Below are 18,998 nucleotides of genomic sequence, written 5' to 3' on the forward strand. Positions count from 1 at the left end.
AAAAACGCGGCGCAAACTGCCTGCTTATTTGAAAAGGGCTTATCCATGGTTCACGATAATTCTGAGTCTCATTGTCATCACCATACACCCTCCCACACGGGCTCAGGGCTTACAGACCCGGTCTGCGGCATGGGTGTAACGGCAGACTCTGCCCAGCATGTTGAGCATGCGGGTAAAACTTACTACTTCTGCAGCACCAAATGCATGAATAGATTCCAGCATGACCCTGAGAAGTTACTTTCACCAACCCCGCCACCTCCCTCGGAAGCGGTCAAAGGCACAATTTATACGTGCCCGATGCATCCGGAAATACGTCAGGACAACCCCGGAACCTGCCCTAAATGCGGCATGGCACTTGAACCCCTGATGCCCAGTCTGGAAGATGACAATCCCGAGCTGGACGATTTTTCCAGGCGATTCTGGTGGACATTGCCTTTTACCGTCATTGTCACGGTGCTTGCCATGTTTGGGCCACAGCTTGGCTGGTTCGAGATGGCGACGCAAACGTGGATAGAGCTTGTACTGTCGCTTCCCGTGGTGCTGTGGGCCGGACAGCCGTTCTTCGTACGGGGTTGGCAATCAGTGGTCAACCGCAGTCCCAACATGTGGACGCTCATCGGCTTGGGTACCGGTGCCGCCTTCGTCTACAGCTCGCTGGCAACCGTAGCTCCCGGTATATTTCCGGAAACATTCATGTCCATGGGGCGTGTGGCGGTTTATTTCGAAGCCGCAGTGGTGATCATTTCCCTTACGCTGTTTGGTCAGGTGCTGGAGCTTCGCGCGCGTTCCCAGACATCCGCTGCCGTCCGGTCATTGCTCGGTCTGGCGCCCAAGACGGCCCGCCGTATCAATGCAGACGGAACAGAAGAAGATGTACCGCTGACGCATGTGCATGAAGGTGATCGTTTACGCGTACGTCCCGGTGAGAAAGTTCCTGTCGATGGCATTGTTGAAGAGGGTGCAAGTTCTCTCGATGAATCCATGTTGACTGGTGAATCGTTACCCATCAGCAAGCGCCCGGGTGACAAGGTCATAGGGGCAACGATGAACACCTCTGGTGCACTTGTGATCCGGGCGGAGAAAGTCGGCTCGGCCACTGTGTTGTCACAAATTGTCCAGTTGGTGGCTCAGGCCCAACGCTCTCGGGCGCCGATGCAACGGATGGCTGATTTGGTGGCGGGTTACTTTGTCATGGCGGTGGTAGCCATCGCCATCCTCACCTTGGTCGTGTGGGGCATGTTCGGCCCGCAGCCAAGCTGGGTCTATGGCCTGATCAATGCGGTCGCTGTTCTGATCATCGCTTGCCCTTGTGCGTTGGGGCTCGCAACGCCCATGTCAGTCATGGTTGCTACCGGACGAGGCGCAACCCAGGGTGTTCTGTTTCGTGATGCAGCAGCAATAGAAAATCTGCGCAAAGTCGATACGCTCATCGTAGACAAGACCGGCACCTTGACAGAAGGCCGACCCGCATTCGATCAGGCTGTTTCCGCTGGCGAGTTGGACGCCGATGAAATCTTGCGCCTGGCTGCCAGCCTCGATCAAGGCAGCGAGCATCCTTTGGCTGACGCTATTGTCAGCGCTGCGCGCGAACGTAATTTGGTGCTCAGCCCAGTGGACGACTTTGACTCGGGTAGCGGCATAGGCGTACGGGGCAAGGTTGAAGGCAAAATACTGCTGTTGGGCAACACTGCGTTCATGCAGCAGGATAACGTCAATGTTGATGGCCTGGCTGCCACCGCTGAGGGATGGAGGATAAAGGGTGCGAGTGTGATGTACCTGGCGGTTGACGGCACACTGGTCGGCCTACTCGCCGTTTCCGACCCCATCAAACAGAGCACCCCTGAAGCGGTACAGGCGCTCAAGGCCGCGGGAATCAGGGTCATCATGGCTACTGGTGACGGTATTTCAACGGCAAAAGCGGTCGCCGAACAACTAGGCATAGACGAAGTTCATGGCGAAGTGAAACCGGCCGACAAGCTGAATCTGGTTGATAAGCTTCAATCAGAAGGTTGCATCGTTGCGATGGCGGGCGACGGCATCAACGATGCCCCGGCACTGGCCAAGGCGAATGTCGGTATCGCTATGGGAACCGGGACGGACGTAGCGATGAACAGTGCGCAAATCACCTTGGTAAAAGGAGACCTGCGGGGTATCTCGATTGCCCGGGACCTGTCAAACAAGACTGTTCTCAATATGAAGCAGAACCTTGGTTTTGCGTTCATTTATAATGCGTTAGGCGTTCCACTGGCTGCTGGCGTCCTGTACCCGTTTGCCGGGTTGCTTCTATCACCCATGTTTGCAGCCCTGGCGATGAGTCTGAGTTCAGCGTCCGTTGTATTCAACTCGCTGCGGCTTCGTGGTTCGGTTTAAGCTGGATACGTCGAGGGGGTAGCGGAAAATGGCGAGTCTCTACTCGCCATTTTTCTTCGGTTTTTCGGGTAAGCGGATTAAATGGTTGATCTTACCTTTGCATGAGAGTGAGACAGACCGGCATCTCATCGGATTATCTGGTTGATGCTTCACCTACTGCTGGTGCATGTTTCCTTCGCTAATTCCAGCAAGAACCCCACACGCCTCAACTTCCCGGTCATCGTTGCAACTCGCTCTCAGTGAAACGAGTTGTTTCTCAAGCGCTTGCAGAGCGGTTATCTGCGACCGCACATGAGAGATGTGATCATCGAGCAAGGCGTTGACAGCGGTACAGGACTGATGAGGGTCGTCCTGATAGCGCTTTAGTTCGTGAATTTCTGCCAGTGACAGATCCAGGATGCGGCAGCGACGAATAAAGGCCAGCCGCTCAACGTGTTTCTCGGTATAGACACGGTAACCGTTCTCCTGCCGACCAGGCGGCGGCAACAAGCCCTGCCGTTCGTAGAAGCGGATCGTCTGTGTATCTACCCCTACTGACTGTGCCAACTGACCAATACGCATCGGGTTCCTCCGCAACGGATTATCTACGCTATTGACCTTATAGCGACTATATAGTTTTAAATGAAAACCCGATCACATTCAAGTGGAGTCATATCATGAGTAAAAACTGCGGAGGCCCCTGTGGCGACCATGCAAGGCCTGCGGCGGATACCGATATGCAGGCCTCCTCCGATGCGTCGGGGGAATGGGTCAGTGTTTATGCCGTGCCGAAGATGGACTGTCCATCAGAAGAGCGCATGATTCGCCTGGCCCTGAACGGCGTTGAGGGGATTCGGGCACTGTCCTTCGACTTGTCGAACCGCCGGTTGAAGGTCGTGCATGACGGTGAGGTCGAGCCCGTCACCGCGAAGCTGAAGACCTTGGAGCTAGGCGCCTCGCTTCAGGAAAGTGTCGCTGCCGATCCGGAGACCATCAAGGCGGCCGAGTTCTCGGCAGCCTCTGCCACGCAAGAATCCGGGACTCTGCGCTGGTTGCTCGGCATCAATGCGCTCCTTTTCGTAGTGGAAATGACAGCCGGCCTGATCGCCCAGTCCACCGGCCTGATTGGAGAGTCCCTGGACAATTTCGCCGATGCGGCCGTGTACGGGCTCGCACTTTATGCGGTTGGACATAGCGTGAGAATGCAGCTACGTGCCGCGCATGTTGCTGGTGTACTGCAACTGATCTTGGTTGTGGGCGTACTCATAGAGGTGGTGAGACGCTTTGTATTCGGTAGTGAGCCTGAATCGCTGGTGATGATGGCTATCGCATTCGTCGCATTGATTGCCAATACCAGTTGTCTGCTGCTCATATCCAAACATCGGGAGGGCGGGGCGCACATGAAGGCAAGCTGGATATTCTCGGCCAACGACGTGGTGATCAACCTGGGGGTCATCACCGCCGGCGCTCTGGTCGCGTGGACCGGGTCCAATTATCCGGATCTGATTATCGGCACCATCGCGGGGGTAATTGTACTTAACGGTGCTAGACGCATTCTGGCGCTCAAGGATTAAGCAATGTCCATTTTTGGCAAACATCTGTCACCGTACGCTCTGTTGTCCATCTCCGGCCTGCTGGCAGCGTCTGATCAGGCCGTAAAATGGCTGGTGCAACAATCAATGGCATATGGCGAGTCTATTTCAGTGACCTCATTCTTTAACTGGGTACACGTATGGAATACCGGTGCCGCATTCAGTCTTTTTGCGAATGGTGGAGGCTGGCAGCGCTACTTTTTTATCGGAATCGCGGTAGTGGTCTCGATTTTTCTGATCAAGCTGATCCTTGAAAATCGTCATAAAGGAGAAGCCATCGCTTACAGTCTTATCCTCGGTGGCGCCATGGGCAACCTGATTGACCGGGTCTTTCGCGGCTATGTTGTGGATTCCTTTGATTTCTATTGGCGAGACTGGCATTGGCCGGCCTTCAACCTGGCTGATATTGCAATTGTCCTCGGTGCCTTACTTTTAGTTTCCAGCAGCTTGTTGGGTAAAAAAGCAAACACCAATGCCGAGTCGGATGGATCTGACTGACACCTACGCCTATACAATTCCGCGCCTTCCGGGGTGAAGGCGGCATCGAGCGGAATTTCTTTGCAGCATACGCAGCAGGTGGTGCAACTGGCAGTGTTCGGGGCGTTTGCGTTCATGGTGGTACTCCTCCAGATTGGTAGCGAAGCTCAAAGCTGCCCACTCTCGGCTGGCTGGGAAGCGGTCATGATCTTCCCTTGAAGGCCCGCAGCAGCCGCGTCACAGACAGGACAAACAAGCCGGTCAGCGTGAGGGCTGCAATACCCCAGTGCTCCCCGATGAACGCGCCGGCCGTCGTGCCGGCTAGCACAATGGCGAGAATCGGCAAATGGCAGGGACAGGTGAGCACGGCCAGCGCGCCCCACAAGTAGCCGGTGATCGGTTTGTGCGTCTCAGACGGCAAGTGCTCTGGGCTGTTCATGGCAGACTCTCCGCGTGCTGTGCCGGTTCGGTTGGCATGGCGGCCAGTTGCATTTCGAGGCTGGCCAGGGCCTCGCGCCGACGCTCGACGAGTTGCCGCAACACGGCAAGCTGCGCAGACGCACCGTCACCGTCCGCAGCATCCAGCGCCCGGCACAGCCGCGCCAGTGCGTCCAGGCCGATACCCGCTTCGAAGGCAGCCCGTACAAAGCGCAGCCGTTGCAACGCGGTGTCATCGAACAAGCCGTAGCCGCCCGTGGTGCACGCGACCGGCCGTAGCAATCCGCGCAGCAGGTAGTCGCGCACGATATGCACGCTCACCCCGGCATCAAGGGCCAGCCGGGACACTGTGTAGGCGCTCATTGAACACCTCCTTTTCCTCATCCGGCGCAGCACGAAAGCTGCTTCACGTCCTTGCTGAAGGTCTGCGCCGCGAGCTTCAGCCCTTCGACCATGGTCAGGTAGGGGAACAATTGGTCGGCCAGTTCCTGCACGGTCATACGGTTGCGAATGGCGAGCACCGCCGTCTGGATCAGTTCACCCGCTTCCGGGGCCACCGCTTGCACGCCGATGAGCCGTCCGCTACCTTCCTCGATGACCAGCTTGATGAAGCCGCGTGTGTCGAAGTTGGCAAGCGCACGCGGCACGTTGTCCAAGGTCAAGGTGCGACTGTCGGTCTCGATCCCGTCGTGATGTGCTTCCGCCTCGCTGTAGCCCACGGTGGCGACCTGCGGGTCGGTGAACACCACGGCCGGCATTGCGGTCAGGTCCAGGGCCGCATCGCCGCCAGTCATGTTGATCGCAGCACGGGTGCCGGCCGCTGCCGCCACATAGACGAACTGAGGCTGGTCGGTGCAGTCGCCAGCCGCATAAATGTGTGGCGTACTGGTGCGCATGCCCTTGTCGATGACGATGGCCCCCTGCGCATTGGCAGCGACTCCCGCCGCTTCCAATGCCAGGCTGCGCGTGTTCGGTGCCCTGCCAGTGGCGACCAGCAGCTGGTCGGCGCGTATTTCACCGTACCCGGTGGTCAGCACGAATTCGCCGTCAACATGCGCGACCTGGCTGGCTTGCGTGTGTTCCAATACCTTGATCCCTTCGGCACGGAACGCGGCTGTAACGGCCTCGCCGATGGCCGGGTCTTCGCGGAAGAACAGCGTGCTGCGTGCCAGGATCGTCACTTTGCTGCCCAGCCGGGCAAAGGCTTGCGCCAGTTCCAGCGCCACCACAGACGAGCCGATCACGGCCAGGCGCTCGGGAATGGTGTCGCTGACCAGGGCCTCGGTGGAAGTCCAGTAGGGTGACTCTTTCAGGCCCGGAATCGGCGGCACGGCCGGGCTGGCACCCGTGGCGACCAGGCAGCGGTCGAACGCCACCACACGCTCGCCGCCATCGTTTAAACGGACGGCAAGGCTCTGGTCGTCCTTGAAACGCGCTTCACCATGCAGCACGGTGATGGCCGGGTTGCTGTCCAGGATGCCTTCGTACTTGGCGTGGCGCAGCTCATCGACGCGCGCCTGCTGCTGGGCCAGTAGTTTGCTGCGATCAATCGCAGGCACAGTCGCCGCGATGCCACTGTCGAATGGGCTTTCACGGCGCAAATGGGCGATATGGGCAGCGCGGATCATGATCTTGGACGGCACGCAGCCGACATTGACGCAAGTACCGCCGATGGTGCCGCGCTCGATCAGCGTGACGTTCGCACCTTGCTCGACGGCCTTCAGCGCCGCCGCCATCGCGGCTCCGCCGCTGCCAATAACGGCGACGTGCAGTCCGTCCCCATCACCACCAGCCTTGTCGCCACCGCCCAGCCATCCCAGCGCCTTGCCAAGCAGTCTGCCCCGCGCTGAAGTGGATGGGGCATCGGCGGGTGTGGCCTTGTAGCCGAGGCCGGCCACAGCGGCGGTCAGCGCCTCTGGCGAGGTGCCGGGATCGGTGGCGAGTTGCGCGGAGCCTTTCGGGTAGGACACGAGCGCCGACAGCACGCCCGGCACTTTCTCCAGGGCGTCCTTGACATGTGTCGCGCACGAGTCGCAGGTCATTCCGGTGATATTCAAATACATTGCATCGTTCCTTTTCGTTTCGGCAACTGCCAATGCAGTTAGCCGTGTTTGGGTGGTAGTTCGCAGCGGCGGTTGGCCGGTGAGAGCAGATCCCAGATCGACACCCCGATCATCAAGGCCAGACCGACATAGAGGAGGTTCGCCGTCCACCAATTGCCAAAAAACAAGAGCATGGCCGCCAGCACGATGGCTGGGCCGACCATCCCGAGCAGGCTGCGGTACCATTGCCGATGACTCAGCCAGCCCAGTGCATTCGCCAGCAAAGCCACGACTGCGAACAGCGGCAGCAGCTTGGAGATAAACAACCCTTCGTATTCCTGTAGAAAGCCAAGGCCGATGGCCGCGCCCAGGCTGGCGATAGCCGGGAAACAGGCAGCGCATCCCATCGCGGAAACAACGCTGCCAAGCGCGCCAGCCTTGTCGGCAATGCGTGTAATCAGTCCCATGATCGCCCCAGGTTCGGGTTCAGTGGCTCACTGCTTGACGCTGGACGGATAGCCCGCGTCTCCGGTTGCCTTGGTCAGCTTCTGCACGCTGGTCTTGGCATCATCGAACGTGACAACCGCTTCGCGTGTCTCGAAGGTCACGTCAATTTTGCTGACGCCTTCGACCTTGGAAATCGCCTTCTTGACGGTGATCGGGCAGGTGGAGCAGGTCATGCCCGGTACGGACAGCGTGACGGTCTGGGTGGCGGCCCACACGGGGGCAACAACGGCAGCGAGGGCGAGGGCGGCAAACAGTTTTTTCATGATGAACTCCTGTGATTAATAGAAAAATGGCATGACGTAGGGAAATCCGAGCGCGACCAGGACCAGCGCGGCCACGATCCAGAAAATGAGCTTGTAAGTAGCTCGCACTTGGGGAATCGCGCAGACCTCACCCGGTTTGCAGGCTTGCGCCGGGCGGTAGATGCGCCGCCAGGCGAAAAACAGCGCGACCAGCGCTGCGCCGATGAAGATCGGGCGATAGGGTTCCAGCACCGTCAGGTTGCCGATCCATGCCCCGCTGAACCCCAAGGCGATCAAAACCAGCGGCCCCAGGCAGCAGGCCGACGCAAGAATGGCGGCCAGCCCACCGGCGAAGAGCGCGCCGCGCCCGTTTTGTGGTTCAGACATACGCTTGTCCTTTCAAATTTGGTTTGGATAGCTTAAGCTTACTTCCGTAGTTATGTACGGAGTCAAGCGATATGCAAATTAATTTTGAGAATCTGACCATTGGCGTTTTTGCCAAGGCGGCCGGGGTCAATGTGGAGACCATCCGGTTCTACCAGCGCAAGGGCCTGCTGCCGGAGCCAGACAAGCCCTATGGCAGCATTCGCCGCTATGGCGAGGCGGATGTAACACGAGTGCGGTTCGTGAAATCGGCCCAGCGGCTGGGCTTTAGCCTGGACGAAATCGCCGAGCTACTGCGGCTGGAGGATGGCACCCATTGCGAGGAAGCCAGCGGCCTGGCCGAGCACAAGCTCAAGGATGTGCGCGAGAAGATGGCCGACTTGGCACGCATGGAGGCCGTGCTGTCTGAACTGGTGTGCGCCTGCCATGCGCGGAAAGGGAACGTTTCCTGCCCGCTGATTGTGTCACTGCAAGACGGAACGAAGCTCGCTGCATCGGCGCGGGGGAGTCACGGGGTGACTACGCCTTAGCGTGCTTTATTTTCCGAATTCTGAGACGACCCCTACCTGAACAAGCGCTACCGCTGCATTCTGACCAACATTGAGGAGCGAACCCTGCTCGACCTGCTGGCCACCCGCCGCCAGGACGTGGTGACCAACTACCTGATGAAGCTGAAAGACCGGCAGAAGGTCGAGATCGTCAGCATGGACATGTGGAACCCCTACCGGGCAGCGGTCAAGGCTGTGCTGTCCCAGGCCCGTATCGTGGTCGATAAGTTCCATGTGGTGCGCATGGCCAACGATGCCCTAGAGAGAGTGCGCAAGGGCCTCAGAAAGGAGCTGAAACCGTCCCAGAGCCGGACTCTCAAGGGAGACCGGAAAATCCTGCTGAAACGCGCTCACGAAGTCTCAGACCGGGAGCGCCTCATCATGGAGACTTGGACAGGCGCGTTCCCGCAACTGCTGGCCGCCTACGAGCACAAGGAGCGCTTCTACGGCATCTGGGACGCCACCACACGGCTCCAGGCAGAAGCCGCCCTGGACGAGTGGATAGCCACCATCCCGAAGGGCCAAAAGGAAGTCTGGAGCGATCTGGTCAGGGCAGTGGGAAACTGGCGCGAAGAGACCATGACCTACTTCGAGACGGACATGCCCGTCACCAACGCTTACACGGAGTCCATCAACCGACTGGCCAAGGACAAGAACCGTGAAGGGCGCGGTTACTCCTTCGAGGTGATGCGGGCACGAATGCTCTACACCACGAAGCACAAGAAGAAGGCACCGACTGCGAAGGTCTCTCCTTTCTACAAGAAAACCATCGGTTACGGACTGCCGGACTTCGCAGAGGAACTCAACTACGGAGTCGATCTATCAACCATCTGAGGGTGGTATCAGATTGATGGGGTGAAGGTGCCCCATCAACCATCAAATCCGTATACCCTAAAATTTTAGATAAAGGTCACTGCCCATTTCTTTCTAGTCTGAATAACATTTCGGGTGCATACCTTAAGACGAAGCGAGCAAAATCATCACCAGCCAACAAATCAATCGGAACTCCTAACTTCGAAGACACCTCAGAAATCCTTCTTTGCTCAAGCGGTAAGCGGCAAAGCCATTGACTGCAACACCCAGCACAGCTAAAGCCAGCATTTCCTCTGTCACTGGCATTACCGGGTTAGCCAGCCGCGGTATTGCCTCAGTCAGTACCCAAACCGATCCGGCAATCAATACCAAGCCGTTAATTAAGGCGCCAAACAATGACAATCTGCGGTAGCCGTAAGTAAATTGTCGGTTTGCAGACTTTCGGCCAAGCCGGTTCAACAGCCATGCACTGCCAATAGATAAGCTATCACCCAGGTCATGCACTGCATCTGCCATAATTGCTGTGCTGTTGGTTAACCAACCGCCGATAAACTCAATTAGGGTAAAACCCACATTAAGAAAAAAGCCATAGCGATCCGGTTGTCGCTGTCGTCTTTGATATATGAATGGTTGTGCTGGTGCATTAAGACTCACCTATTTATTGCTGATAACAACTTAGTTGGTTTGACTAACGGCTTCATTCAATTGTTTTAAAATACCACAGTGCTCTACCGTGCGCTTCGAGTTGCAGCTAAGACGTAAAGCCTTTAGTTGTTTATTAAGCTGCGTTAAATCCGCTATGCGACGTTCTACCTGCTCGATATGCTGTTCAATCATCTGATTAACATCATCACACTGCGACATTGGCGAGTCATTCAAACTCAGTAACTGACGAATTTCTGCCAAACTCAGATCTAAACTCCGGCAGTGTTTAATAAATAGCAACCGCTCGATATCAGCGTGATCGTAGAGGCGGAAATTACCATCGCTACGTAATTTCGCCGCAAGAAGCTGCTCCTTTTCATAGTGACGGATGGTTTGCACAGAACAGCCAGAGATTTTTGCCAGCTCTCCAATCTTGATCATCTCGATACTGCCTATTGACTCTATAGTAACTACAGAGTTTAAACTAGGTTTCATATCAACCCAAGGTTTATCGGTTATGAATGCAAAATGCTGTTCCAATGATAAGTGTAGCGAAACGGGCAACAGTGAAAATAGCGCCGTTGATGCACCTGATAAGCATGCAAAATATGCCTACCTTAGTGAATTTAGGGTGCCTAAAATGGACTGCCCTGCCGAAGAGCGTTTGATCCGTATGGCGCTGGAAACAGTTGAGCCCGGTGTTCTGTTACAGTTTGATATCCGACAAAGGCAGGTTCGCGTTTTTCACACGGTGAATGCCAATGAAATTACAACAAAAATGCACAGCTTAGGGCTGGGCGCATCGCTGACAAAGACCGGGCCGGTGAAACCCGAAGAGGTAACGCAGGCCAGACAATCCACAGCATCAGGTTCGCTGCGTGAGGAGTTAATTTTAAAATGGTTGCTGGGCATTAACGCGGTGATGTTTGCAGTAGAGTTTGTGACCGGTTGGCTGGCTCAATCAACCGGGTTAATAGCCGACTCTTTGGATATGTTTGCCGATGCAGCGGTATACGGGGTTGCGCTATACGCAGTCGGGCGTAGTAGCAAGGTTCAATTAAACGCCGCACAGCTTGCCGGCTGGCTGCAATTAATTTTAGCTTTTGGGGTGATCAGTGAGGTGATACGGCGCTACCTGTTTGGTAACGAGCCAGTGTCGACGTTGATGTTAATTATGGGCGCTATTGCTTTGGTTGCTAATGTGATCTGTCTTTCGTTAATTCATCAACAAAAAGAAAGCGGCGCGCATATGAAAGCCAGTTGGATTTTCTCTGCAAATGACGTTATCGCAAATGCTGGGGTGATTTTGGCCGGATTATTAGTCACCTGGACCGGGTCACGCTATCCGGATCTGGTAATAGGGTTCATCATTGGATTAGTTGTACTCAATGGTGCGCGCAGGATTTTACAGCTAAAAGCGTAAGTCGCAATAGCGCTACCATAGCGCTAACTTACTGAGGGATTTATGTTAGGTCGTACATCAGGCTTATTATTACTGTTGCTGATTATGCTGAATCATGCCGTGATGGCCTGTGATGCGTTAGTTATGCATTTGCCTGATCATGCCCATGCCTACACTGACCTGCAACATGAACACTGCCACTCAGATACCCTTTTCGACGTAAGCAGTGAGCAAGTCACTGCACATAACGTTGCACATAACTCTGAGCATGATGCCGACGAACACAGTAATCATGCTCATGTGACCTGCTATATCGCTTTTTTTCAGGGCATGGAACTGCTTAACTTCCGTGACAGTGTTATAGCCGCTACCCAACCAGGGTTAAACCTCATTAGCTATCGCCCACCGGTGCCGCCGCCAAATATCTGATCCTGCTTGTTTATCTTTTTTTATTAACGATTAACTTTCAGGAGCATACCCATGCGTATGACACTAATGCTGCCAGCAATACTGGCGGCGGTATTTTGCGCGCTTCCGCTACGTGCAGAGCCGCAAGCACTGACATTACAACACGCAATAGATAAAACGCTGCAACACAACCCTCAGCTGCATCAGTTTAAATTTACGCAACAGCGTCTGTTTGCAGAGCGTGATTTGCAAAGCCTTAAACCCGGTTATCAACTCGGTGTAGAGCTTGAGAATGTTGCGGGCACCGGAGAGGCCAGAGGGCTGGCCGGTGCTGAGCTGACAATCGCCTTATCTTCCGTGATAGAGCTGGATAATAAAGCTCAATGGCGCGCTGCGGTAGTAGACGCCAGGCTCAATACTCTTGAATGGCAGCAACAGGCGCAAACCCTGGATGTGCTGGCAGAGCTTACCCGCAATTATATTAATCTATTGGCCAGCCAGCAGGAATTGACACTGACAGAAGAGGCCGTAGCGCTCTCAGAAGCCCTGCTGCAAAGCGCTGAAAAACGTGCTGCCAGCGGTGCCTTGTCAGATGCTGAAATCATGCGGGCAAAGGCGCAACTGGCGCAGGTTCAGATCGGGCGGGACGCCCTGTTGCAGCGCATTGAGCGGCAAAAAATAGCCATAGCACGTTTTTGGGGTGATACCAGCGCCAACTTTAACGTTGTGGCAGGTAACTTGTTTGCTTTTGGCCAAAGCCGCCCTTTTGCTGAGCTGTATCAGCGGCTGCAACAATCGCCGGCGTTAACCATTTTTGCCTCTGAACGTCGGTTAAAAGACGCTGAAGTGCGACTGGCACAAAGCCAGAATCGCGCCGATCTGAGTTGGCAGGTAGGGGTAAGACGCTATCAGGCCAGTGATGATACAGGCCTTACCTTTGGTATCTCAGTGCCGTTATTTGCTGAACGTCGCAATAGTGCAGCCATCGAAGCTGCGCTGGCAGAGCGAAACAATGTCGAGTATCGACAGCAGGATAGCTTACTGATCCTGCATGAACGCTTGTTTGATGCGTACTCGCAACGACAGCAATTTATTACCAGTCACCAACAGTTGGCGCAGTACGTGATCCCCAACCTGGAACAAGCGCTGGATCTTACGCGTGATGCATACCAGCGCGGGCGCTCAAATTATCAGGATTGGCTTAATGCCCAGCAAGAATTGTTGCAGGCAAAAAGACACTTACTGGAAACCGCCACTGCGGTGCTATTGAGCCAGGCGACGATTGAACAGCTTACCGCCGAGCCGGTAACGCAGTAACTGACAAGATTATTGCCCCGCTGCCGCACTTCATTAACTGTGCGACGTGGCAAACAGAACATACAGGAAGATAGCATTATGAAACCACATGTAACACTGGCAATGTTTATTGCAGCCTGGCTGATGCCGATGCATGTAATGGCCGCCAATGAGCAAGAACAAGCTCACGTCCATGCCAAAGAACAAGCGGTAAAGCCGCAATCTGACACTAAGAAAAATGAAGAGCACAAAAAACATGAAGAACACAATGAGCATGAAGGGCACGACGAAAACGACGAGCATGAACACAACGAAACCCTAAGCAGCCGCATTAGTGATGATATGGCTACGGCAGTTAATATTGTCACAGACCGTGCTGACAGCCAGCGATTACGCCAACATCAGGTTGTTTATGGCAAGCTTAGCGCTGATCCAAACCGCATCAGCCATGTTAATGCCCGTTTTCCCGGTATTCTTACCTCGGTGAAATTCTCGCTGGGTGACAGCGTAAAAGCAGGCGATGTACTGGCCGTTGTCGAGTCAAATGAGAGCTTAAATACCTATACCATTAAAGCGCCAATTGACGGCGTTATTATTCAGCGCAGCGCCAATGTTGGTGAAGTCGCACAGCAGCAGACGCTGTTTAGCATTGCTGATTTTGGCGGCCTGTGGGCAGATTTTCGCCTGTACCCGTCACAACAAGATGCTGTCGCGACAGGACAAAAAGTGGTCATTATGGCCGCTGACACTGAGATTAACGGCGTAATTGCGCATATCATCCCATCATTAACCCAGCCCTATCAACTGGCCAGAGTTAAGCTGGATAACCGTGACGGTAAACTGTCGTCCGGGCAATTGATCGAAGGTGCTGTGATAAGCGGTGAATTCAACGTTGAGCTTGCCGTTAAAAAATCGGCCATTCAAATACTGGACAATAAAAGCGGTGTCTTCGTGAAAAATAATAGCGAATATGTCTTTTCCCCATTGCAGCTTGGCCGTAGCGACATGGATTATGTCGAAGTGATTGCCGGTTTAAAGCCCGGCCAGTTGTATGTCACTACAAACAGCTATCTGTTAAAAGCGGATATTGAAAAATCTGAAGCCGAGCATGATCATTAAGGGGGCACTATGATTGAATCCATGTTGCGCCTGGCTATTGCGAGGCGGTATCTATTTTTAATGCTGACACTGTTGATTATTGCCATTGGTAGCTGGAGCTACCAACAGTTACCGATTGATGCAGTGCCGGATATTACTAACGTTCAGGTACAAATAAACACGGCGGCACCGGGTTATTCGCCACTTGAAGCAGAGCAGCGTATTACCTATCCGGTAGAAACTGCCCTGTATGGCTTACCCAATTTAAGTTATACCCGCTCATTGTCACGCTATGGCTTGTCACAGGTAACGGTGGTGTTTGAAGAAGGCACGGACATCTACTTTGCCCGCAATTTAATCAACACCCGGTTAAGCGCTATCAAGGATATGTTGCCTGAGGGCATAGAGCCTGAAATGGGCCCTATTTCAACCGGTCTTGGTGAAATCTTTATGTATACGGTGCAGGCCAAGCCGGGCGCGCTGCAACAAAATGGTTCACCTTACGATGCCATGGCACTGCGGGAAATCCAGGACTGGATAATAAAACCTCAGCTGGCACAGGTTAAAGGTGTGGTGGAGGTAAACAGTATTGGTGGCTACAACAAGCAATACCATGTGTTACCCGACCCACTGAAACTGCTTAATTATGGCCTGAGTATTAAGGATGTTGTACTGGCCCTGCAAGCCAACAATGACAACCGGGGTGCCGGTTATATTGAACGTGAGGGCATGCAACTGCTGGTACGCTCGCCCGGTCAGTTAACCTCTCTGGATGACATTGCTAATGTCATTATTACGCAATACGACACAATACCGGTAAAGCTGAGTGACGTTGCCGATGTTGCCATTGGCAAAGAGCTGCGAACCGGTGCGGCAACTCAGGATGGTAAAGAAGCTGTGCTGGGTACAGCCATGATGTTAATTGATGAAAACTCACGCACAGTGGCACGCGATGTCGCGCAAAAGCTGGAGCAGATCAAAAGCTCTCTGCCAGAGGGTATTATTGCTGAAGCCGTATATGATCGCACCACCTTAGTGGATAAAGCCATTGCAACCGTCAGTAAAAACCTGCTGGAAGGCGCATTACTGGTGATCGTAGTGTTGTTTATCCTGCTGGGCAACCTGCGGGCGGCGTTAATCACTGCGGCGGTGATCCCGCTATCAATGCTGATGACCATTACCGGCATGGTACAAGCCGGCGTTTCTGCCAACCTGATGAGCCTGGGTGCGCTGGATTTTGGCTTAATTGTTGATGGTACGGTGATTATTGTCGAGAATGCGGTTCGCCGCCTGGCGCAGGCACAGCACAACGGCCGTATCCAACCGCTAAAAGAGCGCTTAAATACGGTGTATCTGGCAACTGCAGAGGTTATCCGGCCCAGTTTGTTCGGTGTGGCCATTATTACTATCGTGTATATTCCTATTTTTTCGCTGACCGGTGTCGAAGGTAAAATGTTTCATCCTATGGCAGCGACTGTGGTGATGGCCCTGTTATCCGCTATGGTGTTGTCGCTGACCATTGTGCCTGCCGCTGTGGCGGTGTTCTTAAATGGTAAAATCAGTGAAAAAGAAAGTGCGGTCATAAGAGGCGCTAAAACCCTGTACGCACCGCTATTAGCGCTGGCACTCAAATTTCGCTGGCTGGTGATTGGTTTGGCCAGTGCTCTGGTTGGTGTGTGTCTGTGGTTGGCGACCACGTTGGGGGCAGAGTTTGTGCCTCAGCTTGATGAGGGCGATATCGCTTTACACGCCATGCGTATTCCGGGCACCGGCTTAGAACAAGCCGTTGCAATGCAGGAAATTCTGGAGCAGAAGATCAAAACCTTTGCTGAGGTTGATAAAGTGTTTGCCAGAATTGGTACCGCAGAAGTGGCGACCGATCCGATGCCACCCAATGTGGCTGACAACTTTGTGATATTAAAACCGCGCAGTGAATGGCCCAATCCGGATAAAACCAAAGCCCAATTGGTCGCTGAAATGGAGGCTGCTTTGGCGACATTGCCGGGCAATAACTATGAATTTACCCAACCTATTCAGATGCGTTTTAATGAACTGATTTCCGGTGTACGAGCTGATCTGGCTATTAAGGTATTTGGCGATGATTTAGATCAGATGGTTACAAGCGCTAATCAAATTCTGCAAGCCGTCAACAAGGTGCAAGGTGCTGCGGATACTAAAGTGGAACAAGTCACTGGTTTGCCAACCTTGTCGGTGATCCCCAACCGAACTGCGCTTGCCCGTTACGGCTTAAATGTGGTTGAACTACAGGACTGGGTATCAGCGGCAATTGGAGGTACGTCGGCCGGTATTCTGTATGAAGGTGACAGACGCTTTGAGCTGATTGTGCGCTTGCCGGAAACCCTGCGTCGCGATCTGGACAAACTGGCGGTGTTGCCGGTGCCATTACCAAATGGGGACTTTGTACCGTTACAGGAAGTGGCTACCTTAGATGTGTCGCCTGCGCCGGCGCAAATTAGTCGTGAAAATGGCAAACGCCGGGTAGTGGTAACCGCGAATGTGCGCGGGCGAGACCTTGGTAGTTTTGTAGAAGAGGTAAAGGCCCAAATCAACCGTGACGTTACATTACCAGCCGGTTACTGGCTGGACTATGGTGGTACTTTTGAGCAGCTGGAGTCCGCCAGTCAGCGCCTTAGCATTGTGGTGCCTGTTACGTTGCTGCTGATTTTAGGTATTCTGGTGATGGCTTTTGCGTCATTTAAAGATGCGTTGATTATCTTCAGCGGTGTGCCGTTGGCGCTCACCGGTGGTGTGTTGGCCTTGTATTTGAGGGGTATGCCTTTATCAATCTCTGCTGGCATTGGCTTTATCGCCTTATCAGGCGTAGCGGTGTTGAACGGTCTGGTGATGCTGAGCTTTATTCGCGATCTCTGGCGTGAGAAAGGTGACTTGCTGTTAGCGATAACGGAAGGCGCGCTTACCCGGTTGCGCCCTGTGCTAATGACCGCTTTGGTCGCGAGCCTCGGTTTTGTGCCGATGGCGATTAATATTGGCACCGGTGCTGAAGTGCAGCGCCCGCTGGCGACAGTGGTGATTGGCGGTATTATTTCGTCAACCTTGCTGACATTGTTGGTATTGCCCGTGTTATATCATTGGGTGCACAAAAACGATAACCGCAAACAGCAAACGGAATAATCATTAACCTGCTTCGCTGCAGCATTGGGCTGCAGCGAAGAACGTTTTGGCAATAGTATGGGTGTTTATGCTAATACGATTAAAACGATAACCGCGTAAATAGTCAGGCGTATTAAGACGTCCCGCCAAATGGGGCTGTCAGCTAGCAAGGGTTGCAAGTCAGCTGGCAAGGGCACTGGCTTTAAAGCAGAGATATTCGCGCCTCCAGGATTTCCCCTTGGAACCCAACCAAATATAAAACCCGGAACCGTTGCTATCAAACGGACGATCTGACCAATAACCTCGCGATTATCATTGCGTTTAAGCCCAATTCGTAACATCTGCCAGTGCGTCGCTATGTGCGGTATAAAATATCTCTGCCCTAAAATATGCGCTCTTTCAAGAGACTTAAACGCATTGTCTAAATCATTGACTTGTTCAGCCTCCATGGCTGAGCGCATACTGATTTGGTACTCATGTTTAATTTTTTTATTCATTTACTATCACTAAGATAATGAGTCTGCGAAAGAAAAGAGCAATCCTCGATCGCTAAATAAGAGACGCGAAGCATATCACTGATTATTAAATTAAAGCTTAACTTAAGTGTACTCTTTAGAGACTACATACATTAGATAATGATAAGACATAGATTCTATTCTGCACTTTAATGTGCATTAAAGTGCAGATTTTTAGCTGGATCTGCGACAAAGTGCATACCTTGTCACTAACATAGTTAATTTCGATACTACTGTCACTACTTTAGCTAAACTTTACACTTCTGCAACACAGATAAGCTCTGAGCGCTGCTGAACAGCAGATAGTGACTAAAGTAAGTTCAAGCACATAGCAGTGTATTTTCAGGAGGGAATTTCAGGGTATCTCAGGAGAACAGGTGCCCAGCTCGCCGGCAGCGTCAGTAGCGTCGTGTTGCAATGCTGAAATAAGCTGCAAGTCAGCAAAAATGGCGGACTAACATTTCGCTGTGGTAAGCCGTGCGGCAGGTTGCAAGCCTGACCGCACTGCTCATAGTACTAATTTAGCTAAAACAGTGATTTAGTTGTCATTACAGCACCGCGTAGCAGCAAGGATTGACACTACACTACTTACTGCATGGCAGCATCACTGATGTGAGCGTAAACGCTGGCGCTGCCATCTTTATGCAGCAGCAGAATGTCGTACGGCATAAAGCGGCCTTCCACTTCCATACCCGGTGATCCAAGCGGCATCGCCGGTACACTCAGGCCAATTGCGTCCGGGTGCGACTCAGCAAGAAATTTCCGGATGTATTTAGCAGGGATATGGCCTTCAAAGGCATATCCCTGCTCCGATACGGCGGTGTGACAGGAATAATACTGTGGCGTGATGCCATAGCGCTCTTTTATGCCGCTTAGATCATCATAGTCTTTCGTCTGTGCAACCACTCCCTGCTGTTCAAGGTGCGATACCCACTTTTTACAGCAACCGCAGCTTGGCGTTTTGTATACCGTGAGGGTTAGTGCTGCTGCACTGTCGGGCACAGCTGTAGTTTCCGGTTTAGCCGGGCCGGCGTCTTTACAGCCGGCCAGTAACGCAGTAGCTACCAACACAACCGCTGCCAGAGTTAGCTTCATAGTGATCTCCTGCTG

At 53.4% G+C, this 18,998-nt stretch carries 19 protein-coding genes and 3 pseudogenes; 10 read left to right on the forward strand and 12 right to left on the reverse strand.

The genetic code is table 11. From position 1 onward, the window contains the following. Positions 1-45: 45 nt before the first annotated feature. Complete coding sequence (locus H1D31_RS16240) at positions 46-2,370, forward strand: heavy metal translocating P-type ATPase (protein WP_261259887.1); 2,325 nt, start codon at positions 46-48, stop codon at positions 2,368-2,370. Positions 2,371-2,523: 153 nt separating this feature from the next. Here the strand turns inward: H1D31_RS16240 and cadR (H1D31_RS16245) are convergent, their stop codons facing one another. Beyond that, a complete protein-coding gene (cadR, locus tag H1D31_RS16245; protein ID WP_024126910.1) occupies positions 2,524-2,931 on the reverse strand; it encodes a Cd(II)/Pb(II)-responsive transcriptional regulator in 408 nt (135 codons plus the stop codon). 95 nt (positions 2,932-3,026) lie between these two features. On the opposite strand from cadR (H1D31_RS16245), the gene H1D31_RS16250 reads away from it, so the two are divergent. Both H1D31_RS16250 and lspA read left to right on the forward strand, forming a co-directional pair. Continuing rightward, positions 3,027-3,923 carry a cation transporter gene (locus H1D31_RS16250; RefSeq protein ID WP_261259888.1) on the forward strand — a complete coding sequence of 299 codons (897 nt, stop codon included), beginning with the start codon at positions 3,027-3,029 and terminating at the stop codon, positions 3,921-3,923. Between the two features lie 3 nt (positions 3,924-3,926). Continuing rightward, entirely contained in the window at positions 3,927-4,439 is a 513-nt protein-coding gene (gene lspA / locus H1D31_RS16255) for a signal peptidase II (RefSeq protein ID WP_004813174.1), read from the forward strand. On the opposite strand, the pseudogene H1D31_RS16260 reads toward lspA, so the two are convergent. From H1D31_RS16260 to H1D31_RS16290, 7 genes and pseudogenes are all read right to left on the reverse strand, one after another. Continuing rightward, positions 4,439-4,570, reverse strand: a pseudogene (locus tag H1D31_RS16260) (DUF3330 domain-containing protein); the annotation flags it as partial. The gene lspA and the pseudogene H1D31_RS16260 sit on opposite strands and share 1 nt — an antisense overlap. Positions 4,571-4,620: 50 nt before the next feature. After that, complete coding sequence (gene merE, locus H1D31_RS16265) at positions 4,621-4,857, reverse strand: broad-spectrum mercury transporter MerE (RefSeq protein WP_001087807.1); 237 nt, start codon at positions 4,855-4,857, stop codon at positions 4,621-4,623. Beyond that, positions 4,854-5,219 carry a mercury resistance co-regulator MerD gene (gene merD, locus H1D31_RS16270; RefSeq protein ID WP_001277463.1) on the reverse strand — a complete coding sequence of 122 codons (366 nt, stop codon included), beginning with the start codon at positions 5,217-5,219 and terminating at the stop codon, positions 4,854-4,856. The genes merE and merD overlap by 4 nt, the downstream gene beginning before the upstream one ends. A 17-nt stretch (positions 5,220-5,236) precedes the next feature. Then, positions 5,237-6,919 carry a mercury(II) reductase gene (merA, locus tag H1D31_RS16275; RefSeq protein WP_003055149.1) on the reverse strand — a complete coding sequence of 561 codons (1,683 nt, stop codon included), beginning with the start codon at positions 6,917-6,919 and terminating at the stop codon, positions 5,237-5,239. A 38-nt stretch (positions 6,920-6,957) separates the two neighbouring features. Beyond that, positions 6,958-7,365, reverse strand: a complete 408-nt coding sequence (merC, locus tag H1D31_RS16280; protein WP_000522993.1) for an organomercurial transporter MerC — start codon at positions 7,363-7,365, stop codon at positions 6,958-6,960. A 27-nt stretch (positions 7,366-7,392) separates the two neighbouring features. Next, positions 7,393-7,668 carry a mercury resistance system periplasmic binding protein MerP gene (merP, locus tag H1D31_RS16285; protein WP_000732276.1) on the reverse strand — a complete coding sequence of 92 codons (276 nt, stop codon included), beginning with the start codon at positions 7,666-7,668 and terminating at the stop codon, positions 7,393-7,395. A 15-nt stretch (positions 7,669-7,683) separates the two neighbouring features. Then, positions 7,684-8,034, reverse strand: a complete 351-nt coding sequence (locus tag H1D31_RS16290; RefSeq protein ID WP_001294660.1) for a mercuric transport protein MerT — start codon at positions 8,032-8,034, stop codon at positions 7,684-7,686. A 71-nt stretch (positions 8,035-8,105) separates the two neighbouring features. On the opposite strand from H1D31_RS16290, the gene merR reads away from it, so the two are divergent. Together merR and H1D31_RS16300 are read left to right on the forward strand one after the other, a co-directional pair. Further along, the gene (merR, locus tag H1D31_RS16295; protein ID WP_008609174.1) at positions 8,106-8,561 is read left to right on the forward strand and encodes an Hg(II)-responsive transcriptional regulator; all 456 of its coding nucleotides are present in this window, start codon (positions 8,106-8,108) and stop codon (positions 8,559-8,561) included. Positions 8,562-8,585: 24 nt separating this feature from the next. Next, positions 8,586-9,413, forward strand: a pseudogene (locus tag H1D31_RS16300) (ISL3-like element ISPst2 family transposase); the annotation flags it as partial. A gap of 204 nt (positions 9,414-9,617) precedes the next feature. On the opposite strand, the pseudogene H1D31_RS16305 reads toward H1D31_RS16300, so the two are convergent. After that, positions 9,618-10,036, reverse strand: a pseudogene (locus tag H1D31_RS16305) (cation diffusion facilitator family transporter); the annotation flags it as partial. Positions 10,037-10,067: 31 nt separating this feature from the next. Next, positions 10,068-10,532, reverse strand: a complete 465-nt coding sequence (gene cadR / locus H1D31_RS16310; protein WP_011788525.1) for a Cd(II)/Pb(II)-responsive transcriptional regulator — start codon at positions 10,530-10,532, stop codon at positions 10,068-10,070. Positions 10,533-10,554: 22 nt separating this feature from the next. Between cadR (H1D31_RS16310) and H1D31_RS16315 the strand changes: the two genes are divergently transcribed. The 5 genes from H1D31_RS16315 (at position 10,555) to H1D31_RS16335 (ending at position 17,394) form a co-directional block, all read left to right on the forward strand. Continuing rightward, entirely contained in the window at positions 10,555-11,460 is a 906-nt protein-coding gene (locus tag H1D31_RS16315) for a cation transporter (RefSeq protein WP_019677902.1), read from the forward strand. Positions 11,461-11,502: 42 nt separating this feature from the next. Continuing rightward, on the forward strand, positions 11,503-11,868 hold the full coding sequence (locus H1D31_RS16320; RefSeq protein WP_008985546.1) for a hypothetical protein: 366 nt from the start codon (positions 11,503-11,505) through the stop codon (positions 11,866-11,868). A 51-nt stretch (positions 11,869-11,919) separates the two neighbouring features. Next, a complete protein-coding gene (locus H1D31_RS16325; protein WP_261259891.1) occupies positions 11,920-13,164 on the forward strand; it encodes a TolC family protein in 1,245 nt (414 codons plus the stop codon). A 78-nt stretch (positions 13,165-13,242) separates the two neighbouring features. Next, on the forward strand, positions 13,243-14,262 hold the full coding sequence (locus H1D31_RS16330; RefSeq protein ID WP_261259893.1) for an efflux RND transporter periplasmic adaptor subunit: 1,020 nt from the start codon (positions 13,243-13,245) through the stop codon (positions 14,260-14,262). Between the two features lie 9 nt (positions 14,263-14,271). Beyond that, positions 14,272-17,394: an efflux RND transporter permease subunit gene (locus tag H1D31_RS16335; protein ID WP_261259895.1), complete on the forward strand. Its 3,123-nt coding sequence runs from the start codon at positions 14,272-14,274 to the stop codon at positions 17,392-17,394. A 65-nt stretch (positions 17,395-17,459) separates the two neighbouring features. Here H1D31_RS16335 and H1D31_RS16340 read toward each other — a convergent pair whose 3' ends face one another. Then, entirely contained in the window at positions 17,460-17,870 is a 411-nt protein-coding gene (locus tag H1D31_RS16340; protein WP_008985542.1) for a DUF3703 domain-containing protein, read from the reverse strand. A 606-nt stretch (positions 17,871-18,476) separates the two neighbouring features. After that, a complete protein-coding gene (locus H1D31_RS16345; protein ID WP_008985536.1) occupies positions 18,477-18,983 on the reverse strand; it encodes a DUF411 domain-containing protein in 507 nt (168 codons plus the stop codon). Between the last annotated feature and the right edge of the window lie 15 nt (positions 18,984-18,998).

The organism is Alishewanella sp. BS5-314 (assembly GCF_025377695.1).
GTDB lineage: Bacteria > Pseudomonadota > Gammaproteobacteria > Enterobacterales > Alteromonadaceae > Alishewanella > Alishewanella aestuarii.

Excerpts from the sequence above, each read along its gene's own strand:
- H1D31_RS16240 (WP_261259887.1), top strand. The coding sequence starts at position 46 with ATGGTTCACGATAATTCTGAGTCTCATTGTCATCACCATACACCCTCC.
- cadR (WP_024126910.1), bottom strand. The coding sequence starts at position 2,931 with ATGCGTATTGGTCAGTTGGCACAGTCAGTAGGGGTAGATACACAGACG.
- H1D31_RS16250 (WP_261259888.1), top strand. The coding sequence starts at position 3,027 with ATGAGTAAAAACTGCGGAGGCCCCTGTGGCGACCATGCAAGGCCTGCG.
- lspA (WP_004813174.1), top strand. The coding sequence starts at position 3,927 with ATGTCCATTTTTGGCAAACATCTGTCACCGTACGCTCTGTTGTCCATC.
- merE (WP_001087807.1), bottom strand. The coding sequence starts at position 4,857 with ATGAACAGCCCAGAGCACTTGCCGTCTGAGACGCACAAACCGATCACC.
- merD (WP_001277463.1), bottom strand. The coding sequence starts at position 5,219 with ATGAGCGCCTACACAGTGTCCCGGCTGGCCCTTGATGCCGGGGTGAGC.
- merA (WP_003055149.1), bottom strand. The coding sequence starts at position 6,919 with ATGTATTTGAATATCACCGGAATGACCTGCGACTCGTGCGCGACACAT.
- merC (WP_000522993.1), bottom strand. The coding sequence starts at position 7,365 with ATGGGACTGATTACACGCATTGCCGACAAGGCTGGCGCGCTTGGCAGC.
- merP (WP_000732276.1), bottom strand. The coding sequence starts at position 7,668 with ATGAAAAAACTGTTTGCCGCCCTCGCCCTCGCTGCCGTTGTTGCCCCC.
- H1D31_RS16290 (WP_001294660.1), bottom strand. The coding sequence starts at position 8,034 with ATGTCTGAACCACAAAACGGGCGCGGCGCGCTCTTCGCCGGTGGGCTG.
- merR (WP_008609174.1), top strand. The coding sequence starts at position 8,106 with ATGCAAATTAATTTTGAGAATCTGACCATTGGCGTTTTTGCCAAGGCG.
- cadR (WP_011788525.1), bottom strand. The coding sequence starts at position 10,532 with ATGAAACCTAGTTTAAACTCTGTAGTTACTATAGAGTCAATAGGCAGT.
- H1D31_RS16315 (WP_019677902.1), top strand. The coding sequence starts at position 10,555 with ATGAATGCAAAATGCTGTTCCAATGATAAGTGTAGCGAAACGGGCAAC.
- H1D31_RS16320 (WP_008985546.1), top strand. The coding sequence starts at position 11,503 with ATGTTAGGTCGTACATCAGGCTTATTATTACTGTTGCTGATTATGCTG.
- H1D31_RS16325 (WP_261259891.1), top strand. The coding sequence starts at position 11,920 with ATGCGTATGACACTAATGCTGCCAGCAATACTGGCGGCGGTATTTTGC.
- H1D31_RS16330 (WP_261259893.1), top strand. The coding sequence starts at position 13,243 with ATGAAACCACATGTAACACTGGCAATGTTTATTGCAGCCTGGCTGATG.
- H1D31_RS16335 (WP_261259895.1), top strand. The coding sequence starts at position 14,272 with ATGATTGAATCCATGTTGCGCCTGGCTATTGCGAGGCGGTATCTATTT.
- H1D31_RS16340 (WP_008985542.1), bottom strand. The coding sequence starts at position 17,870 with ATGAATAAAAAAATTAAACATGAGTACCAAATCAGTATGCGCTCAGCC.
- H1D31_RS16345 (WP_008985536.1), bottom strand. The coding sequence starts at position 18,983 with ATGAAGCTAACTCTGGCAGCGGTTGTGTTGGTAGCTACTGCGTTACTG.